Source organism: Runella sp. MFBS21, assembly GCF_029433105.1.
Taxonomy (GTDB): Bacteria; Bacteroidota; Bacteroidia; order Cytophagales; family Spirosomataceae; genus Runella.
In genome coordinates this window covers 464,529-482,085 of record NZ_JARNTW010000003.1, presented here as the reverse complement: position 1 = coordinate 482,085, position 17,557 = coordinate 464,529, and the positions used below count along the sequence as shown (strand labels likewise).

Sequence of the window (17,557 nt, the reverse complement as noted above, 5' to 3'; positions counted from 1 at the left end):
GAAGGACTAGTAAATAGAAACGACTCTAGAAAAGCTGAGAAGCTTTTCTAGAGTCGTCAGCTTACATCCGAGCTTTGATGATATTCGTAAACTCGCGGGATTTGAGCGAAGCACCCCCAATCAACCCACCGTCAACGTCTGGGCAAGCAAAAAGCTCAGGGGCATTTTTTTCGTTGCAGCTACCACCGTACAAAATAGTAGTATCATCGGCTACTTGCTCGCCATACTGAGAAGCGATATGAGCGCGAAGGGCTGCGTGCATGTCTTGTGCTTGCTGTGAAGTAGCAGTAAGACCTGTACCAATGGCCCATACAGGTTCGTAGGCAATGACTACTTTCCCGAAATCTTCGGCTGATAAGTCAAAAAGAGCCGCCGTGATTTGATTTTTTACAATAGCTATAAAATCTTCATTTTGACGTTGCTCGAGCAATTCGCCACAGCAGAAGATAGGCTTGAGTCCATTGGCAAGTGCAATTTTTACTTTTTCGGCCAAAAGTTCGTCTGTTTCGCCAAAGTACTGACGACGCTCGCTGTGCCCGACAATGACATAAGGCGTACCCAAGGCAGCAAGCATTGCTGCTGAGATTTCGCCTGTGTATGCACCTGAAGCTTTGTGATGGCAGTTTTGAGCACCCAAAGAGATGCGTGATACTTCTTCCACATATTTTTGTAGTACTGGCAGATAAATGTAAGGCGTACAAAGTACTACTTCTACATCGCCGCGTACTTCGTCGCGCACCATATTTACTACTTCTGAGGTGAGAATGAGCGCTTCATCGAGCGTTTTATTCATTTTCCAGTTGCCAGCAACAATTTTTTTTCTCATTTCAATCGAGCGGTTTAAACAAAAATTGGGTTAATTTTATTTTATATTATACGGATTACAAAACTGATTTTGAAGGTAAAACTCAAAACAACAAAATTAACAGTAATTTACCGCATTTGTACTTGAAAAGTGTTGCGAAATTAGCAAGAATAAATTAATTGAAAACGGCACTTTTTTGGGTATATTTTTTGTTTTTCTAAGAAATAAGTATATCTTTACTAACAGCCTACGAATTTTTAGGGGATAAAGCTATGGCGCGACGTTATCTACAACTGGCCTTGTTATCCATGTTGCCTTTTTTCTTGTTTGCCCAGAAGGCTCGCAAAAAAGACGACAGGTTCGGATATTTTTTGTCGGGTAATTCTAAATTTACCCGAATCCCTTTTGAAATGCACGCTAATCTCATCGTTGTGCCTGTAAAGGTGAATGATTCTGATACGCTCCATTTCATTTTGGATACCGGAGTGAGCTCTGTGCTCATTACAAATCCTGACGCCATCAAAAAACAAAAATTCCATTTTACTCGTAAAGTGCAGCTGACTGGTGCGGGAGAGGGGCAAGCACTCACTGCCTCTGTGGCTATCGGCAATACCATCGAAATGAGTAAGATGAAGGCTACCCACCAAAATATGGTAGTGCTTGACGAAGATGTCCTGAAACTATCTGAATATGTGGGCGTGCCGATTGATGGCATTTTTGGGTATGATGTTTTCAACAGTTTTGTCGTAACCATTGACTTCCTGCACAGGGAGCTAGTATTGGTACGGCCTGAAATCTATAAATACCGTCGCAAACAAGGGGAGCGCTATCCTATCGTAATCGAAGACACCAAGCCTTATGCTGATGTGGTCGCATTGGTAGAAGGAGGGCGGGAGCTTCCCATCCGAGTGGTGATAGATACGGGTGCGGGACACGCCTTATTGATTGACAAAACACCTACCAACAAAATCCAACTTCCTCAGAAAGTACTTCGAGCGCAACTAGGTCGTGGCCTTAATGGGGTCATTAATGGAAGTTTGGGAAGAATTGATAAAGTACGTTTTGGTAAATATGAGTTAGAAAATGTATTGGCCTCTTTTCCAGATAGTGTGAGTTTTGGCGTGAAGCTTTCTGCACGAGACGAACGTCACGGCAACATTGGATGTGAACTGCTTCGCCGCTTCAAAGTAACTTTTAACTATGCCGACCGCTACATGATTTTGAAGCCCGTTAAGCGTCGTTTGAAAGAGACATTTGAGCATGATATGAGTGGTATGGAGGTTAGGGCCAAAGGCGAGGACTTTCGCCGATATTATATTGATAAAATCGTAGAAGATTCACCTGCCTGGGAAGCAGGCTTACAAGAGGGAGATGAAGTGCTATTTATCAACAATAGGTCTTCTAATGATTTGATAATAAGTGAAATATATAAAATTCTTCAGAAAGGAGAAGGAAAAGAAATCAGCCTTCTTGTGAGACGAAACGGCTCAATTCAGTTTGTAAAATTTCAACTCAAACGTATGATATGATGCAATAGATTTAAGTTTCGCCCCAAATCAAATTGGAAATTTGGGGCGAAACTTTTTTAAAAAGGAAATGAAATCTTTCCCATCGAGACACTCGGTACACCTTCTCTACTTCCAAAATCGGTATGTTTGCCACACAAGGCTTCATTGGCCAAAATCGCAAATAAAACAGCTTCTTTGGCATCGCCCGAAATCCCAAGCGTATCTGTACTAGCCATCGGAAAATCCGGCAGAAGTTCGCGTAATGAAGCTATCAAGGCAGGATTGTGCATCCCTCCTCCACTCAAATAAAGATGATACTGCTGATCCGGCAAACACACGCGCTGTATGGCTTCAGCAATGGTTTCGGCCGAAAATCGAGTAAGTGTAGCCATAAGATCTTCAGGAGCAAGGGAAGTGGTTTGACTACGTTGTTGAGCCAAACGCACATAATCAAGGCTAAATAGCTCTGGTCCCGTAGTTTTGGGAAAAGGCCCCGAAAAAAAAGGGTCTTTTTTTAGACATTTGAGCAGCTCAGGATGAACTTTACCACTAAGGGATACTTTGCCACCTTCATCATAGGGGCGATTAAAAAACTTACGCATAAAAGCATCAAGGAGTGTATTGCCAGGACCCGTATCAGTCACAAATACTTCTTCAGAACTAAGCGTACCGGGTAGGTACGTAAAATTGGCAATACCGCCCATGTTGAGCATGATACGGTTTTCGTCTTTTTTTGAAAAAATAAAATAATCTCCATATACCGCCAAAGGAGCACCTTCGCCACCTGCCGCACAATGTTTTTGACGAAAATCACTGACCGTAATAATTCCTGTCTTAACAGCTATGTGATCTCCGTCGCCTATTTGGAGGGTAGCATTGGGGTATTTAGAAAGTCGATGTAGGATTTGAGGGGCATGAAAGACAGTTTGCCCATGACTTGCTACAATGTCAATCTCCGAGGGAAGAATGCCCCATTTGTCTAAACAATCAAGTACGATTTTTCCGTGTAGTTGGCCTATCCAAGGGTTGAGCAAACAAAGATGCTGAAAGTCGATTTCTTTCTTAGCAAAGATTTTTCGAATTTCATCTTTGATATCTTCAGAAAATGAAACAGTTTCAAACTTCTCTAAAGTCAAATCGGTATCTACTCCGCTGCCTACGATGCGACAAAGTGCCACATCCAGACCATCCATAGAGGTACCCGACATCAGCCCGATGATTCGTTTTTCGGGCTTTTGGGCGATTTCAAAAAGTTTTGTTAGGTTTGGATTCATGGGAAAAACGATAGATATTCTTAAGGATTAAAGATAGGTATTTTTCATAACGCTAAATTTAAGTTTGACGATACACTTATGTGGAATGCAGCTGAGCAGTATCAATTTTTTGAGGCCATACTTTTTAAAACCTTTGGGCTCACTATGGAGATCACAGACATAAGGTTTGTATCGGGAGGTAGTATCAATACCGCAGCACGTGTTTCGACCCTCGAAAGTACATTTTTTATTAAATTCAATCACTCCGAGCACGAAGATATGTTTGAGAAAGAGGCTAAAGGTCTCGCGCTTCTTCAGCAGACAAACGCTCTTTGTATTCCAGAAGTATTAGGATTTGGAGAATATAACGATAAATCATATTTGGTGTTGGAGTTTATCGAAAATGGCGGGCAGCGGCCAGATTTTTGGCAAGATTTTGGCCGTTCATTATCTATTTTACATTCTCATACGCACTCTTCTTTTGGATTATCTTTCGATAATTACATTGGCTCCTTAGAGCAACAAAATCAATACTATGAAAATGGTATTGACTTTTTTGTAGAAAAACGACTTCGCCCTATGGTAGGATTGGCATTGTACAATGGATTGATTACTCCGTATCTTCGAGATTGTTTTGAGCAATTTTACCCTTTGCTTCCTAGTCTCCTACCCAACGAAAAACCGTCTTTACTCCATGGAGATTTGTGGTCTGGCAATTTCCTTTCCAACCCTTATGGTTATGTATGCCTGATTGACCCAGCTCCCTATTATGGCTTGAGAGAAGCCGAAATCGCTTTTACTCACCTATTTGGAGGTTTTGATGATGAGTTTTATGAATCCTATAATGAATCATATCGACTTACCCCCAACTTTCAAAGTCGTATCCCTCTTTATAATTTATATCCGCTCTTGGTACATGTTAATCTGTTTGGCAAAAGTTACCTACCACCTATCGAACGACTTGTGCGCCGATTTGTTGGAAGCTCAAAATGACCGCAAAATGGAAAAAATACAAGATATTAGGAATATAAAACAAATTGTATATTTCTAATATTTTTAAAATTATTTATTTATTCGAAGATGACTGTAAAAATATAACTTTTCATAGTTTTGTGTAAAATCATCGTTAGGTCTTTATCTCAACCCCCCCGAAAATCATGGAGACTACTATTACACAGAGCATTGCTGTTCCAGTAGGTGTAACCCTCGACCGTTATATTATGCACAACCAAAATGCTTTTCCTTTTGCGACAGGGGAGCTATCTCAGTTGCTGAGGGATATTGGTTTGGCTGGAAAAATAATCAATCGAGAAATCAATCGTGCCGGATTGATAGATATTACGGGAGGTTTTGGGACCAACAATGTACAAGGGGAAGCCCAGCAAAAACTAGATGTAGTGGCCAATATTCGATTTATAAGGGCGCTTATCAATGGAGGTGAAGTATGTGGGATTATTTCGGAAGAAGAAGACGAAATCATTTATACTGGCAACAATCAAAGCAAGTATGTGGTAGCAATAGACCCTCTTGATGGCTCTTCTAACATTGACGTGAATGTCTCGATTGGTACTATTTTTTCGATTTATCGAAGAGTATCTCCTTTGGGCGAAAAACCTACATTGGAGGATTTTTTGCAAGGAGGAGACAAGCAAGTAGCAGCAGGGTATATTCTTTACGGATCTTCTACGATTCTGGTGTATACAACCGGAAACGGCGTGGCAGGATTTACTTATGATTCTTCTTTGGGGGAGTTTATATTATCCCACCCCGCTATTCGTAGCCCCTTTGACGGAAAGATATTTTCCTACAATGAAGGAAACTATAATAGCTACGACAGCTTTGTGCGAGAGTATTTGATAGAATGCCGCAAACGTGGTTATGCGGCTAGATATATTGGGTCATTGGTAGCCGATTTTCATCGGAATTTGCTTAAAGGGGGAATTTATCTTTATCCTCCTACCCACAAAGACCCTAGTGGAAAACTTCGCTTGATGTACGAGTGTTTTCCTTTGGCGATGATTGCAGAGCAGGCTGGTGCCAAGGCTTCCAATGGCTATCAGAGAGTTTTGGAGGTCATACCCGAATCATTGCATCAGCGCGCTCCACTTTATATAGGTGCTGATGCAATGGTGACCGAACTTACCAATCTGATGTGAGTTGTGCTAAATGGTTAATTCGTACTTAGTTGATTCGCTTTTTGGGTTTAGAGATAATTAATAAACCTATAAAGACCAAAAAGCCATTGAGCATGAGCCGTTCGAAGCCGATTTTGTAACCGCCAAACCACGCTTCCGAGTTTTGGTTGAGGATATAAGTCAAAATAGGAGCTGCCACGCATATCACGGGTGCAAGTGTATCTTTGATGGGGCGCTTGGTATAAAGCCCAAACGCAAATAATCCCAACAAAGGCCCGTAGGTATAACCTGCTATGTCGAAAATGGCCGTAATTACTTCTTTGCTATTGAGGCGGTTGAAAAGCACAATCACAAAATAAAACAAGACCGAAAAGCCAATGTGAACCCAGTTTTTAATGCGGGCGCGTTCGGCTTCGGGTTTGTTGGCAACGTTCATAAAGTCAATACAAAAAGAAGTCGTAAGAGCCGTAAGCGCCGAATCGGAGCTAGCATAAGTAGCAGCGGTGATTCCTATCAAGAAAGTAATAGCCACAATCAGGCCAGCAGTACCTTCGTTGACCCCAAAATGATTGAGAGCAAGCATCGCATACAAATCGTCGGTTTTGGCAGGTAGAGCAATATTTTTGGTGTGGGCATAGAAATAAAGTAGCACGCCGAGGCTCATAAACATCAGGTTCACAAAAGTAAGAGTAATCGTAAACCAAAACATATTCTTTTGGGCTTCTCCGATGTTTTTACAAGTAAGATTTTTTTGCATCAAATCTTGGTCCATACCCGTCATCGTAATCGCAATAAAAGCACCTGATAGAAATTGTTTCCAAAAATATTTGTTGTCTTTAGGGTCATCAAAAAAGAAAATCCGGGAATATTCGCTATTCGAAATGGCACTGACCATACCTCCAAAAGAATAGTTCAATTCTTTGGCTACTAGATAGATAGTGAGGGCCACTGCCGTCACCAAGAAGGTAGTTTGAAGCGTATCTGTGATGATGATTGTTTTGACACCACCTTTGAAAGTATAGACCCAAATCAAGGCAATCGTAATCAATACCGATATTTCGAAAGGAATACCCAGACCATTGTACATGGCAAGCTGCAACACCTGAGCCGCCACATAGAGTCTTACGGCGGAACCTAGGGTACGAGAGAGTAAAAAGAAGGCAGAACCTGTCTTATATGACCAAAACCCAAAACGCTGTTCTAAATAAGTATAAATAGAGACAAGGTTGAGGCGATAATAAAGGGGCATAAGTACAGTACCGATAAATAGATACCCTAAAATATAACCCAGCACGACTTGGAAATAAGAGAACTGAATTTTGCCAACTGCTCCTGGAACTGAAATAAAAGTGACACCCGAGAGGGAAGTACCAATCATTCCAAAAGCGACCAAATACCAAGGGGATTGCTTATTTGCATTGAAAAAAGCATTGGTATCAGCCCCTTTTGAAGTATAAATGGAAATCAAAATCAAAATAGTAAAATAAACAATTAGAATCGTAAGGGCTATAAAAGGGCTCATAAGCTAAGAAAATGGTTAAAAACATTTTGTGTTTTGCAAACCTATAACGTTTTTTGTAAATTTGTTACAAGTGTTTATAAACTATAATATAATCTTTACCCAATGCAACTGTTTGAAATGCCCGAGATAGACGTAGTAGAAGAAATTGAAGAGAGCGTGGTCGATGCGGCTTTGTATAGTTTGTTAGTTTTCAATGACGATGTAAACACTTTCGACTGGGTCATTGAAACTTTGATGGATGTCTGCAATCATACGCCTGAACAAGCCGAACAATGTACTATCATTATTCACTATAAGGGGAAGTGCCGAGTAAAAAATGGCTCTTGGGAAGAACTTGTCCCGATGAGAGAAGAGATTTGTAGAAGGGGGATTTCGGCTGAAATTATTTCCTGATAGAAATAGTTTTATAAGTTCATAATATTATCCAATAAGTCTTTTAGGTATATTTTTTAAAAAAAAGGCATAAACTTGGTAGGCAATTATCAATAAGATGATTGCCTTTTTTTCGTATTTGTCACCATTCTAGCCCTTTTTAACATGAAAAATAAACTCAAAGATGAATTACTTCATACTGCTCTTATGCTAAACCTGGAGCCAGGGTTGCAGGTCGAATTTGTGAGTGTGACTTCTAAAACGACGTTTTCGGTGGCAACCAATGAGGTTATATTGTGGGATTCGTTAGCACCGATGAAGGTATTTCAAAGCTCTTTGGAATATCAAATAAAAACGCAATTTCTGTCTTTTGGAGGTAAATCTTTTGAAATGGAACCTTTGAAGAGGGTAGGGGCCGGGCAGGTACTCAAAATATCTTTTACTACAAAATGGCTGGAGGAGAATGGTGTAGCACTTTATTTACAATCTTTAAGAAATTCCCCCTATGATTTTCCACCGTTTCCCTCTTTTTTTCATTCACTTCAACACCATACCTCTTTGTTTAGAGCGGGAAGTTATGTGCCTACTGCCAATAGTCTTCTGCTCAAAAGTCTATTGTTTAATTATTTAGGTAGTTTTTGGGAGATTCTCAAAAACACTTCGTCATTAGAAAATGACTCACTAAAAATGGATTGGATTGTCCAAAACTACATGAGTGAATTTGGAAAGCCAATTCCTACAATTGCGGAGTTGAGTCAAGAGTTGGGTATGAGTGAAAGCAAATTTAAATATCTGTTTAAGGAACATTTTGGGATGCCATTCTATCAATTCTATCAGCAGCGACGTATGCAGCAGGCTAGCCAATGGTTGAAGTCAGGAAAATGGAATGTAGCAGAAGTAGCTCAGCGGCTAGGCTATGCCAATTCGGTGAAATTTATTACACAATTTAAGAAGAGCTTTGGACAGACACCGTTACGGTATAAAAAAAACAAAACAGTAGGTTAGGTCTCTTAATAAAGTGAATGAAATTAGTTATAGGTCTCGGAAATTTTTATTCGATTTTGTTATAAATTCCATAATTTATATCTATTTAAAACTGTATTGTGAATAAAGAAAACTCCAAGATTACGAGTGCTTTTCGCGTAGCAATTTGTATTTTTGCGAGAGAATTTTGTGTAGTCGTCTGAGTTATCTATGAATTTTCCTTCTAAACTTATTGAAGAAGCTGTTGGTGAGGTCTCTAAATTGCCTGGAATTGGTAAGAAAAGCGCTTTACGAATTGTTTTACATTTATTAAAACGTACTGAAAAAGAAACCCATGCGCTTGCAGATGCTTTAGTGGCGGTTCGGACTCAGACGCACTATTGTAAAAAGTGCCATAATATTTCTGACGGAGAGCTTTGTAGTATTTGTCTTAGCCCCAAAAGAGACCAATCTGTCATATGTGTAGTGCAAGATAGTCGAGATGTACTGGCTATCGAAAATACAGGACAATACAACGGTCTTTATCATGTTTTAGGGGGAATTATCTCTCCTCTTGAGGGAATTGGACCTAGTGACTTGAAAATAGAATCTCTTTTAGAACGACTTAGTCAAACCTCCGAAGTACGAGAGGTTATTTTGGCATTAAGCCCAACGATGGAGGGCGATACTACTTCTTTTTATCTACAAAAAAAACTAAAACCTCTTTCTCTAAAAATTTCGACTATCGCCCGGGGGATTCCGATTGGAGGAGACCTCGAATATACGGATGAAATAACACTCGGTCGAAGCATCGTAAGCCGTATTAATTATGATTAATTGGCTGATAGTATCAATTTTAGCTTTCTACTGACTCCAATTACAGGATAGTACCGGATAAAAAAATTGCCTTTATGTCAGTAGAATGTGCCGGTTGGTCTCTTCTTCATCACATAAACTCTATAGAGACTCGCCAAAGTATCAGATGAAAAACTTTGCTCATTACACCGTTGAGGACTTCGCCGCTGAACCGCTGTTTATCCAGTGGGTACAACAGCCCGACGATGTAGAGTTGAGTAATTTTTGGCAAGTATGGCTTACAAATCATCCTTACAAATCTCATGAAATAGCCCAAGCTAGGACCCTCGTCAATCAAGTATCGAATATGTACGAAGGTCTGTCCAATGGAGAAGTGCGTTCATTATGGCAGCGAGTTTTGGAATCTGTCAATGAAATCCCCGAAATAGACCCCCTAGATAAGGGAGTAAAGCCCCTTGCATCGGTTTTTTATTTGGTTCGTTGGCTCGTAGCACTTTTAGCAGGAGTGGTACTAGTAGGGCTCGTGCTTTGGAAAATTTACTTAAAATAACACTTTTTAGGAACCTCAAAGATAAATTTTAGCATAATAGTATTTAATTCTTGTTAGAAAAATACTAAAAGATACAAGAAAATATCAATCTTTGTATAGTACTCGACAGAATTAAATCTTCAAAATAGTCAATTTTAAGTCTTAAAATTTCTACTTCGGGAACGTTCCCGACAACGATTGCATAAAATAATTTTAACTAACCTTTGTGAAATTTACTAATTAACCCTAAACTCGAACAAATATTAACCTGTGATTTGTAGTACTTAAACCCGAAATAATTACATTTTAACTTCACTTAATTTATCTAAATTTTCTTAACATCATGCAGAAAATCTCTACTTTGTGTAGTGTGTGGGCTGCAACTGTGGTGCTGAGTGCATCATCAGTAATGGCGTATACGCCGCCCACCAATGGAAGTGGTGGTAGGTCTACTACTACCGTGAGTGTCGACAAGACTGTTAGTGGAAAAGTTATTTCTTCAGAAGACAGTTCGCCTTTACCAGGCGTGAGTGTGGTAGTCAAAGGTACTACTACTGGTACCAACACCGATGGAGAAGGGAGTTTTAAACTAACAGTAAAAGACAATAAAGCTGTTTTAGTATTTTCAGCGGTTGGTTTTGAAAAAAAAGAAATAGTAGTTGGCGAAAGTAGTGTTTTTAATATCACACTTACAACTGACCAAAAAACCCTGAATGAGGTAGTAGTAGTAGGATATGGTACACAGAAGAAAAGCCAAATGACAGGGGCTATTTCGCAAGTAACTGCCAAACAACTCCAAGAGATGCCTATCACCAGTATCGGTCAGGCTATGCAAGGACGTGTAGCTGGGGTTGACGTATCACAGTCGGGTTCGAGACCTGGGTCAGTACCTAAGATTTTGATTCGTGGTCGTCGGTCATTCAATGCAGGAAACGACCCGCTTTATGTAGTAGATGGAATTCCTTTGTCAGCTGGGTATGAAGATTTGAACCCAAGTGATGTAGCTTCTATGGAAGTATTGAAAGATGCTACTGCTACTGCTATCTATGGAGCCAGAGGTGCAAACGGGGTAGTGCTTGTTACAACCAAAAGAGGTGCAGTAAAAGGAAAAACGACGGTTACTTTTGATACTTATGGAGGTGTTTCAAAACCTCTTGATAAAATTCAGTTGTTTAGTGGACCTGAATTTGCGGAGTATGTTCGTGAAGCCTATCGTGCTACCAACGGTTATAAAGATGCTGCTGGAAATCCTGTACCTACAGGAGTAGCCGATGCTGCCGCCGATGCCAAAGTTGCAGTATTGGGCGGTGACCCTGCCGTAGCGAAGGGCTTAGCCGCTGGTACAAATACCGATTGGCAGGATTTGCTTTTAAGAAACGGAGCTATGCAAAACCACTCCTTGGGTGTACAAGGCGGAAATGATAGAACTCAGTTTTACATTTCAGGAGGTTATTTTCAAGATAAAGGGATTACTGCTGGATTAGATTATACCCGTATTTCATTGAGAGCTAATATCGACCATAGTGTTAATAAGTGGTTGAAAGTGGGTCTTTCATCTTATACGATGTATAGTATCAGAAATGGCGAAAACCTGAACCCTTATGGTTTTACGATTCAGCAAAACCCACTGGCGCGTCCTTATGATGACAACGGTAATATCATTTTCTCACCTACTAACGATGCCTTGTTGACCAACCCATTGGCGGAGGTGGTACCAGGGGCTCAGGTAGATAATACCAAAAAGTATCGGATCTTCAATAGTATTTATGCGGAATTTAAAATTCTAGAAGGCTTAAAGTATCGAGTGAACTTTGGCCCCGATTTTACGATTTCACGTTGGGGACGTTTTATTGGTGCTGCTACCAACGCGCGTAAGTTAGGGGATCCACAGGCTTCATCACGTAATGATTTTGGTTTCAACTGGACGTTGGAGAACATCGTAACGTACAATAAAACGTTCGCTCAAAAACATAACTTTAGCGCAACGGTGCTTCAATCTATCCAAAGAGATAATTTTGAAAGATACACAGCTGATGTACAAGGGGTTCCTGCTGAAACGCAGCAGTTTTATAACCTTGGAAACGCGGCGTCAGTGTTGGGCGTAAGTAGTGGCTTGACTCAATGGACGATTAACTCGTACATGGCTCGTATCAATTACGATTTTAATGATAAATATCTTTTGACAGCTACGATTCGCCGCGATGGTTCTAGCCGTTTTGGTGAGAATACGAAGTATGGTAACTTCCCTGGTATTGCGTTGGGATGGAATATCAGTAATGAACCTTTCCTGAAAGGTGTAAAATGGATCGACTTGTTGAAACTACGTGCTGGATGGGGTAAAGTAGGTAATCAAGGGGTGGCACCTTACCAAACACAAGGGTTGTTGACAAGAACCGCTTATGCTTGGGGAACAACTGCGGCCTTTGGATACCGTCCAAATACCATAGGAAACCCTGACTTGAAATGGGAAACTTCTGCTACAGCTAACATTGGGGTTGACTTTAGTTTCTTGAGAGGTCGTATCCAAGGTTCATTGGAGTTGTACGAAACAAATACAACCGACTTACTCTTGTCTGATCAGTTGCCAGGTTCAATTGGTTTTGGTGCGGTAACTCGTAACGTTGGTCAAACGCGTAACAAAGGGATTGAGTTAGGGTTTACTACTGTCAATGTGAATACGGCAAGTGGTTTTAAATGGACAACAGACTTCACGTTTACCAAAAATAAAGAAGAGATTATCTCACTTTACAACGGAAAAGTGGATGACTTAGGAAACCGTTGGTTTATCGGCCAACCTCTAAATTCCTATTTTGATTATAAAAAAATAGGAATTTGGCAGCTGAGCGAGAAAGAAGAAGCAGCGAAGTTCTATCCAGGCGATAAAGCGAACCCACTTGGCGCAGGTGTAGGCCAAATAAAAGTACAGGATACGAATGGAGACGGTATCATCAACGCCTTGGATAGGGTATTACTTGGCTCGGATATTCCTAACTTTAGTGCAGGATTTACAACACGCTTTTCTTACAAAGGATTTGATTTGTCAGCCTTCTTATTTGGCCGTTTTGGTAACATGATTGTAAGTGGTTTCCACCAAGATAGAAACCAATTGGCTGGTCGTTACCAACAAATCAAAGTGGATTATTGGACACCAAACAATCCAACGAATGAGTTCCCTCGTCCATTCAGTACCCAAGAATTCCCTCAATACAATACTACCTTGATTTATTTTGATGGGACATTCGTCAAATTAAGAAATGTTAACTTTGGTTACACGGTTCCACAAAGTGTTGCTAACAAATTGAAGTTAGAGTCGCTACGTCTGTACGTGAGTATTCAACAACCAAAAATCTGGTCTGAATACCGTAGCAAGTACAATGGAATTGACCCTGAAGCAACAATTACTTCGTCGGGTAATGGTACAACATCGGTTAGCTCAAACGTTGTTCCTGCCACATCTATTACAACGGTGGGTTTGAACGTTCGGTTCTAATTTAGATTTTTAAACAAAGACTTTTAAAACATTTACGACAATGAAATTGAATAATATAATAAAACCCATTAAAATCTTTGGGGTTGTGGCGTTGTTGTTGACAACACAATCATGTAAAGATTTACTGGATGAAGAAGTCATTTCGGGAATTGGTAACAACTACATGAATACCCCTAAGGGTTTTGAAGATGCTGTAAAATCGGCTTATTCTTCACTTAGGTATTACTATGGAACTCAGCAAGGGCTTACGCTTACTGAGTATGGTACTGATATTTATGCCACAGGTGCGGATGGGGGTTATAAGGGTTTTCACTTTTATGATACTCAGTTACAGCCTACGGTTGATTATTTGATCAATACTTGGGATGAATTATACCGTGGTATCAATACTTGTAATGCAGTGATTGAAAGAGCTCCTGCTGCTAGTGTTTCGGATGCTATTAAAAAACTGAGAGTAGCAGAGGCTAAGTTTTTGAGAGCGCATTACTATTATATCCTACACCAACAATTTGGCGGGGTGGATTTAAGGTTAACAGAAACACTTGCTCCTACTAAGGACACCAAAAGAGCTACTGATGCTGAAATGTATGCGGCAATTATCAAAGATTTGAATGAGGCAATTCCTGATTTGGAAGCAAAAGCCCAATCTTCAGATTATGGACGTGCTACTAAGCCTGCTGCCGAAACATTGTTGGCAAAGGTTTATTTAGCAAAAGCATACTCAGCTTCTAAAGCTTCTGACGATTTTGCCAAAGCAGCAGCCTTGTGTAAAACAGTGACTACAGCTTATGGATTTAAGCTATTAGATGATTTTGCTAGTGTTTTTGATGAAAACAATCAAGTGAATAGTGAAGTGGTCTTTGCTGTGCAATACACATCAGACCCGTTGACAAACCTTACAAACAACACTGGTGCGACCAACGGTGGTAATAACCTTCACTTATTTTTTGGAATGCAGTATGACGTGCAGCCTGGTATGAAGCGTGATGTATTCTATGGACGTCCGTTTAAGCGTCTTCGTCCTACGTCTTATTTGTTGAACACGCTTTTTGCTGACCGTGTTAATGACTCACGTTACAAAAAGACCTTTAGAGATACATGGCTTTCAAATAATCCAGGTTCGAATCTAAATCCCTCTTTTGATGACTCTAAAACCAAGCTAAACTTTGCGGCTGGCGATACTGCTATCTTTATTCCAGGCGTAGAATGGACAAAAGCGCAACGCGCTGCTAAAAAATACCAAGTATTGGTACCGAGTATGTATAATGAGGCACTTTTCCCAACATTGCAAAAATTCTTCGATACAAAACGTCCTGACTTAACGTATGAAGCAGGTAGCCGCGATTACTTTGTGTTCCGTTTGGCGGACGTGTTATTGATGCAAGCAGAAGCTTATTTGCAGTCAGGAAATAAAGCAGAAGCCGTAGCTGCATTCAACCAAGTGCGTTATCGCGCGGGTTGGCCAGGTAAAAAAGATGCGATGCTTATCAAAGAAGCAGATATGAATTTTGAACAAATTATCGAAGAGCGGGGCCGTGAGTTGGCTGGAGAGCAGACCCGCTGGTTGGATTTGAAACGTTGGGGCCTTTTGGTTGAGCGTGTTAAGTTATACAATCCTCAAGCTGCAACTAACATTAAACCGATTCACAATCTACGTCCAATCCCACAAACACAGATTGACCGTAGTGCAAAAAATGCTGAGGGAGTTTCAGTATTTGGGCAAAATACAGGGTACTAGTAGGACTCTTAAATCATAAACAAAAAAGGCGCGTTACGCGCCTTTTTTGTTTATGACTCAATTCAGTTATCGACGATTGTCTTGTCCAGCCACCATGCTTAAGTAGCTTTCATAGCGACTTAGCGCAATACTACCAGCTTCTACTGCCTCTTTGACAGCACACTTTGGCTCATCAATGTGAAGACAGTTATTGAAACGACATTCGTTCAATAAATCGCGCATTTCGGGGAAATAATGGCTAACCTCTTCTGGATCTATATTGGACAGTCCTAGCTCTTTGATACCAGGGGAGTCAATGATAAACGTAGAAGGAGCCAATTCAAACATCTCAGCAAAAGTGGTGGTATGAACCCCCTTGTTAGCAAAAGTGGACACTTCGTTGGTGCGTAAATTTAAATGAGGAGCAATTGCATTCACTAGCGTTGATTTTCCTACTCCAGAATGCCCCGACAATACAGAAATTTTTCCAGAAAGTAATTCTCGAAAACGCTCTACTCCTTCGCCTGTCACACTTGATGTAGTGAAACACGTATAACCTAGCCCTTGATATAGCTCAATCAGCTGATGTTGGTATTCTTTCGTTTCATCGTCAAACAGGTCTTGTTTATTAAAAATGACGGTACTTGGAATTCGAAACGATTCTGCCACTACCAACAAACGATCAATAAATCCTAACGATGTGCGTGGGAAGGTAAGGGTAGCTACAATAATAGCTTGATCAACATTGGCAGCTAATAAATGCGAATGTGCTGATTTTTGGACGGATTGACGAGCAATGTAATTGGCTCGTGGCTCGATGTCATTGATGATGCCTGTTTGTAAAGATTCATCTTCAATTTCCCAAAATACACGATCCCCTACGGCCACGGGGTTGGTCACTTTTAAGTCCTGAAATTTGAATTTTCCCCGTAGCCTACAGCGCCAAATATTTGCTTCCTCATCACGAACGTCGTACCAAGAACCTGTTGAACGAATCACCAAGCCTTTCAAAGAATTAGCATTTATTTCTTCGGTTCGTTTGGCAATAGCAGCTGCGCTTTTGGTTTGAAATTTGACGGGAGGTGCTTTTATTTTGCCTGATTTTTTCAAATTGATAAATCTATTATAAGGTTTTATACCTTTTAATTATGAAAAAGGTTGCATTGTTTAAAGTTCCATTAAATTTATTAGCCTAGGCATGATTGAATATATGATAACATCGATTGGGTTCAAAACTATCAAGATATTTCCCCAGGTTATTGTGGTAAAGTTTAACCTTAATAAGGTTTTGAGCCTTATTAAGGTTAGTAAATTACAATCTTCTAAAAATCGCTTCGATGTCTGCAATCGTTACTTTCTCTTTCCAATCATATCCTACTGCATGATTCCACATGTGATCAAGCTTGTACGAGACATGGGCCATCGCTGTGATTTGCTCATCTGTCCAGTCTTTCGATAATCCCTGCGGTAGTGTGATATTGTGTTTGGCAACCATTTCTTTAAATTCCGCTACGCCCTCAGGATAAAAATCACCCAAGTGGTTGAACGCAATGCAGTTGGAATAACAGTGGCGCATTCCCAAAATTTTAGAAAGCCCGTAGCTAATAGCATGGCAAATACCTACTTCTGAGTATGTTAAGCTCAAACCACCCATCAACGATGCTACCATCAATTTATCATCGTTTTCAGCAGTTTGTCCACTGTTTTCGCCTAAATAAATCTCCCGACAAAGCTTCATCGATTGCTCGGCGTAAGCGTGCGAATAAGCGTTGTTGAACTGCCCATTTTCTGACTCGATGCAGTGAATGTAGGTATCCATCCCCACATAAAACCACCAGTCGCGCGGAACGGTCGCAATCAACTCGGGGTCAAGTACCACTTGGTTAAAAACCGTCCATTCGCATTTTAAACCCAATTTTTTTTCAGGGCCAGTCAACACGGCCGTCATCGAAACCTCCGCGCCAGTTCCCGAAATAGTAGGAACGCCCACGTGGTAAATGCCTGGTTTTTTGATGAGGTTTAACCCTTGGTATAAGGTAGAAGAGCCTTCGTTGGTTACCATCAGCGATACGCATTTTGCAATGTCCATAATGGCTCCACCTCCGATTCCAATGATACCCGACGGAAGACCTTTACTGGCCAAAATCTCATCGCGCAAGGTGTCAATTTGCTCGGTGGTAGGCTCGTGTGGGTCAACGTCAATGAAATAAACGGTATCCTCAGGCTGAACGGGCAAGCGGCTTTCTAGTTCTTTACCTTTAAAATAGTTGTCAATAATAAACACCATGTAGCCGTTGTTTTCGCTACGGTGTGGGGCGATGATTTCACCCAATTGGCTAAAACTTCCCCGTCCAAAAACGGTTTTTTCGATTCCTTTGAAATTTTTATGCATAAATTCCTAGTGCCAGAGCACAATTATTTGTTAATGGTTATCCGTTAATCGTGCT

The 17,557-nt window shown here is 40.5% G+C and carries 14 protein-coding genes; 9 read left to right on the top strand and 5 right to left on the bottom strand.

Annotated features, from left to right (window positions below; genetic code table 11):
• Positions 1-61: 61 nt before the first annotated feature.
• Positions 62-826, bottom strand: coding sequence for a triose-phosphate isomerase (tpiA, locus tag P1X15_RS09435; protein WP_028666887.1), 765 nt, complete (start codon positions 824-826; stop codon positions 62-64).
• A gap of 251 nt (positions 827-1,077) precedes the next feature.
• Here tpiA and P1X15_RS09430 point away from each other — a divergent pair, with 251 nt between their 5' ends.
• Entirely contained in the window at positions 1,078-2,334 is a 1,257-nt protein-coding gene (locus P1X15_RS09430) for an aspartyl protease family protein (protein WP_409049678.1), read from the top strand.
• A 56-nt stretch (positions 2,335-2,390) separates the two neighbouring features.
• Here P1X15_RS09430 and P1X15_RS09425 read toward each other — a convergent pair whose 3' ends face one another.
• A complete protein-coding gene (locus P1X15_RS09425; protein ID WP_277337895.1) occupies positions 2,391-3,587 on the bottom strand; it encodes an anhydro-N-acetylmuramic acid kinase in 1,197 nt (398 codons plus the stop codon).
• A 78-nt stretch (positions 3,588-3,665) separates the two neighbouring features.
• Between P1X15_RS09425 and P1X15_RS09420 the strand changes: the two genes are divergently transcribed.
• Both P1X15_RS09420 and fbp read left to right on the top strand, forming a co-directional pair.
• Entirely contained in the window at positions 3,666-4,559 is an 894-nt protein-coding gene (locus tag P1X15_RS09420) for a fructosamine kinase family protein (protein WP_277337894.1), read from the top strand.
• Between the two features lie 164 nt (positions 4,560-4,723).
• On the top strand, positions 4,724-5,722 hold the full coding sequence (gene fbp / locus P1X15_RS09415; protein WP_277337893.1) for a class 1 fructose-bisphosphatase: 999 nt from the start codon (positions 4,724-4,726) through the stop codon (positions 5,720-5,722).
• Between the two features lie 25 nt (positions 5,723-5,747).
• On the opposite strand, the gene P1X15_RS09410 is transcribed toward fbp, so the two are convergent.
• Positions 5,748-7,223, bottom strand: a complete 1,476-nt coding sequence (locus tag P1X15_RS09410) for a sodium:solute symporter (RefSeq protein WP_277337892.1) — start codon at positions 7,221-7,223, stop codon at positions 5,748-5,750.
• 102 nt (positions 7,224-7,325) lie between these two features.
• Here P1X15_RS09410 and P1X15_RS09405 point away from each other — a divergent pair, with 102 nt between their 5' ends.
• The 6 genes from P1X15_RS09405 to P1X15_RS09380 all read left to right on the top strand — a co-directional run bounded on the left by P1X15_RS09405 (position 7,326) and on the right by P1X15_RS09380 (position 15,131).
• Positions 7,326-7,616, top strand: a complete 291-nt coding sequence (locus P1X15_RS09405; RefSeq protein WP_277337891.1) for an ATP-dependent Clp protease adaptor ClpS — start codon at positions 7,326-7,328, stop codon at positions 7,614-7,616.
• 144 nt (positions 7,617-7,760) lie between these two features.
• A complete protein-coding gene (locus P1X15_RS09400) occupies positions 7,761-8,600 on the top strand; it encodes an AraC family transcriptional regulator (RefSeq protein ID WP_277337890.1) in 840 nt (279 codons plus the stop codon).
• Between the two features lie 189 nt (positions 8,601-8,789).
• Positions 8,790-9,395: a recombination mediator RecR gene (recR, locus tag P1X15_RS09395; RefSeq protein WP_277337889.1), complete on the top strand. Its 606-nt coding sequence runs from the start codon at positions 8,790-8,792 to the stop codon at positions 9,393-9,395.
• A 145-nt stretch (positions 9,396-9,540) separates the two neighbouring features.
• A complete protein-coding gene (locus tag P1X15_RS09390; RefSeq protein ID WP_277337888.1) occupies positions 9,541-9,924 on the top strand; it encodes a hypothetical protein in 384 nt (127 codons plus the stop codon).
• A gap of 388 nt (positions 9,925-10,312) precedes the next feature.
• Positions 10,313-13,393 (top strand): TonB-dependent receptor, encoded by a 3,081-nt coding sequence (locus P1X15_RS09385; protein ID WP_277338068.1) that lies wholly within the window; start codon positions 10,313-10,315, stop codon positions 13,391-13,393.
• A gap of 40 nt (positions 13,394-13,433) precedes the next feature.
• Complete coding sequence (locus tag P1X15_RS09380; RefSeq protein WP_277337887.1) at positions 13,434-15,131, top strand: RagB/SusD family nutrient uptake outer membrane protein; 1,698 nt, start codon at positions 13,434-13,436, stop codon at positions 15,129-15,131.
• 66 nt (positions 15,132-15,197) lie between these two features.
• Here P1X15_RS09380 and rsgA read toward each other — a convergent pair whose 3' ends face one another.
• Complete coding sequence (gene rsgA / locus P1X15_RS09375; protein ID WP_310586012.1) at positions 15,198-16,121, bottom strand: ribosome small subunit-dependent GTPase A; 924 nt, start codon at positions 16,119-16,121, stop codon at positions 15,198-15,200.
• Between the two features lie 301 nt (positions 16,122-16,422).
• Positions 16,423-17,502 carry an iron-containing alcohol dehydrogenase family protein gene (locus P1X15_RS09370; RefSeq protein WP_277337886.1) on the bottom strand — a complete coding sequence of 360 codons (1,080 nt, stop codon included), beginning with the start codon at positions 17,500-17,502 and terminating at the stop codon, positions 16,423-16,425.
• Positions 17,503-17,557: the final 55 nt, after the last annotated feature.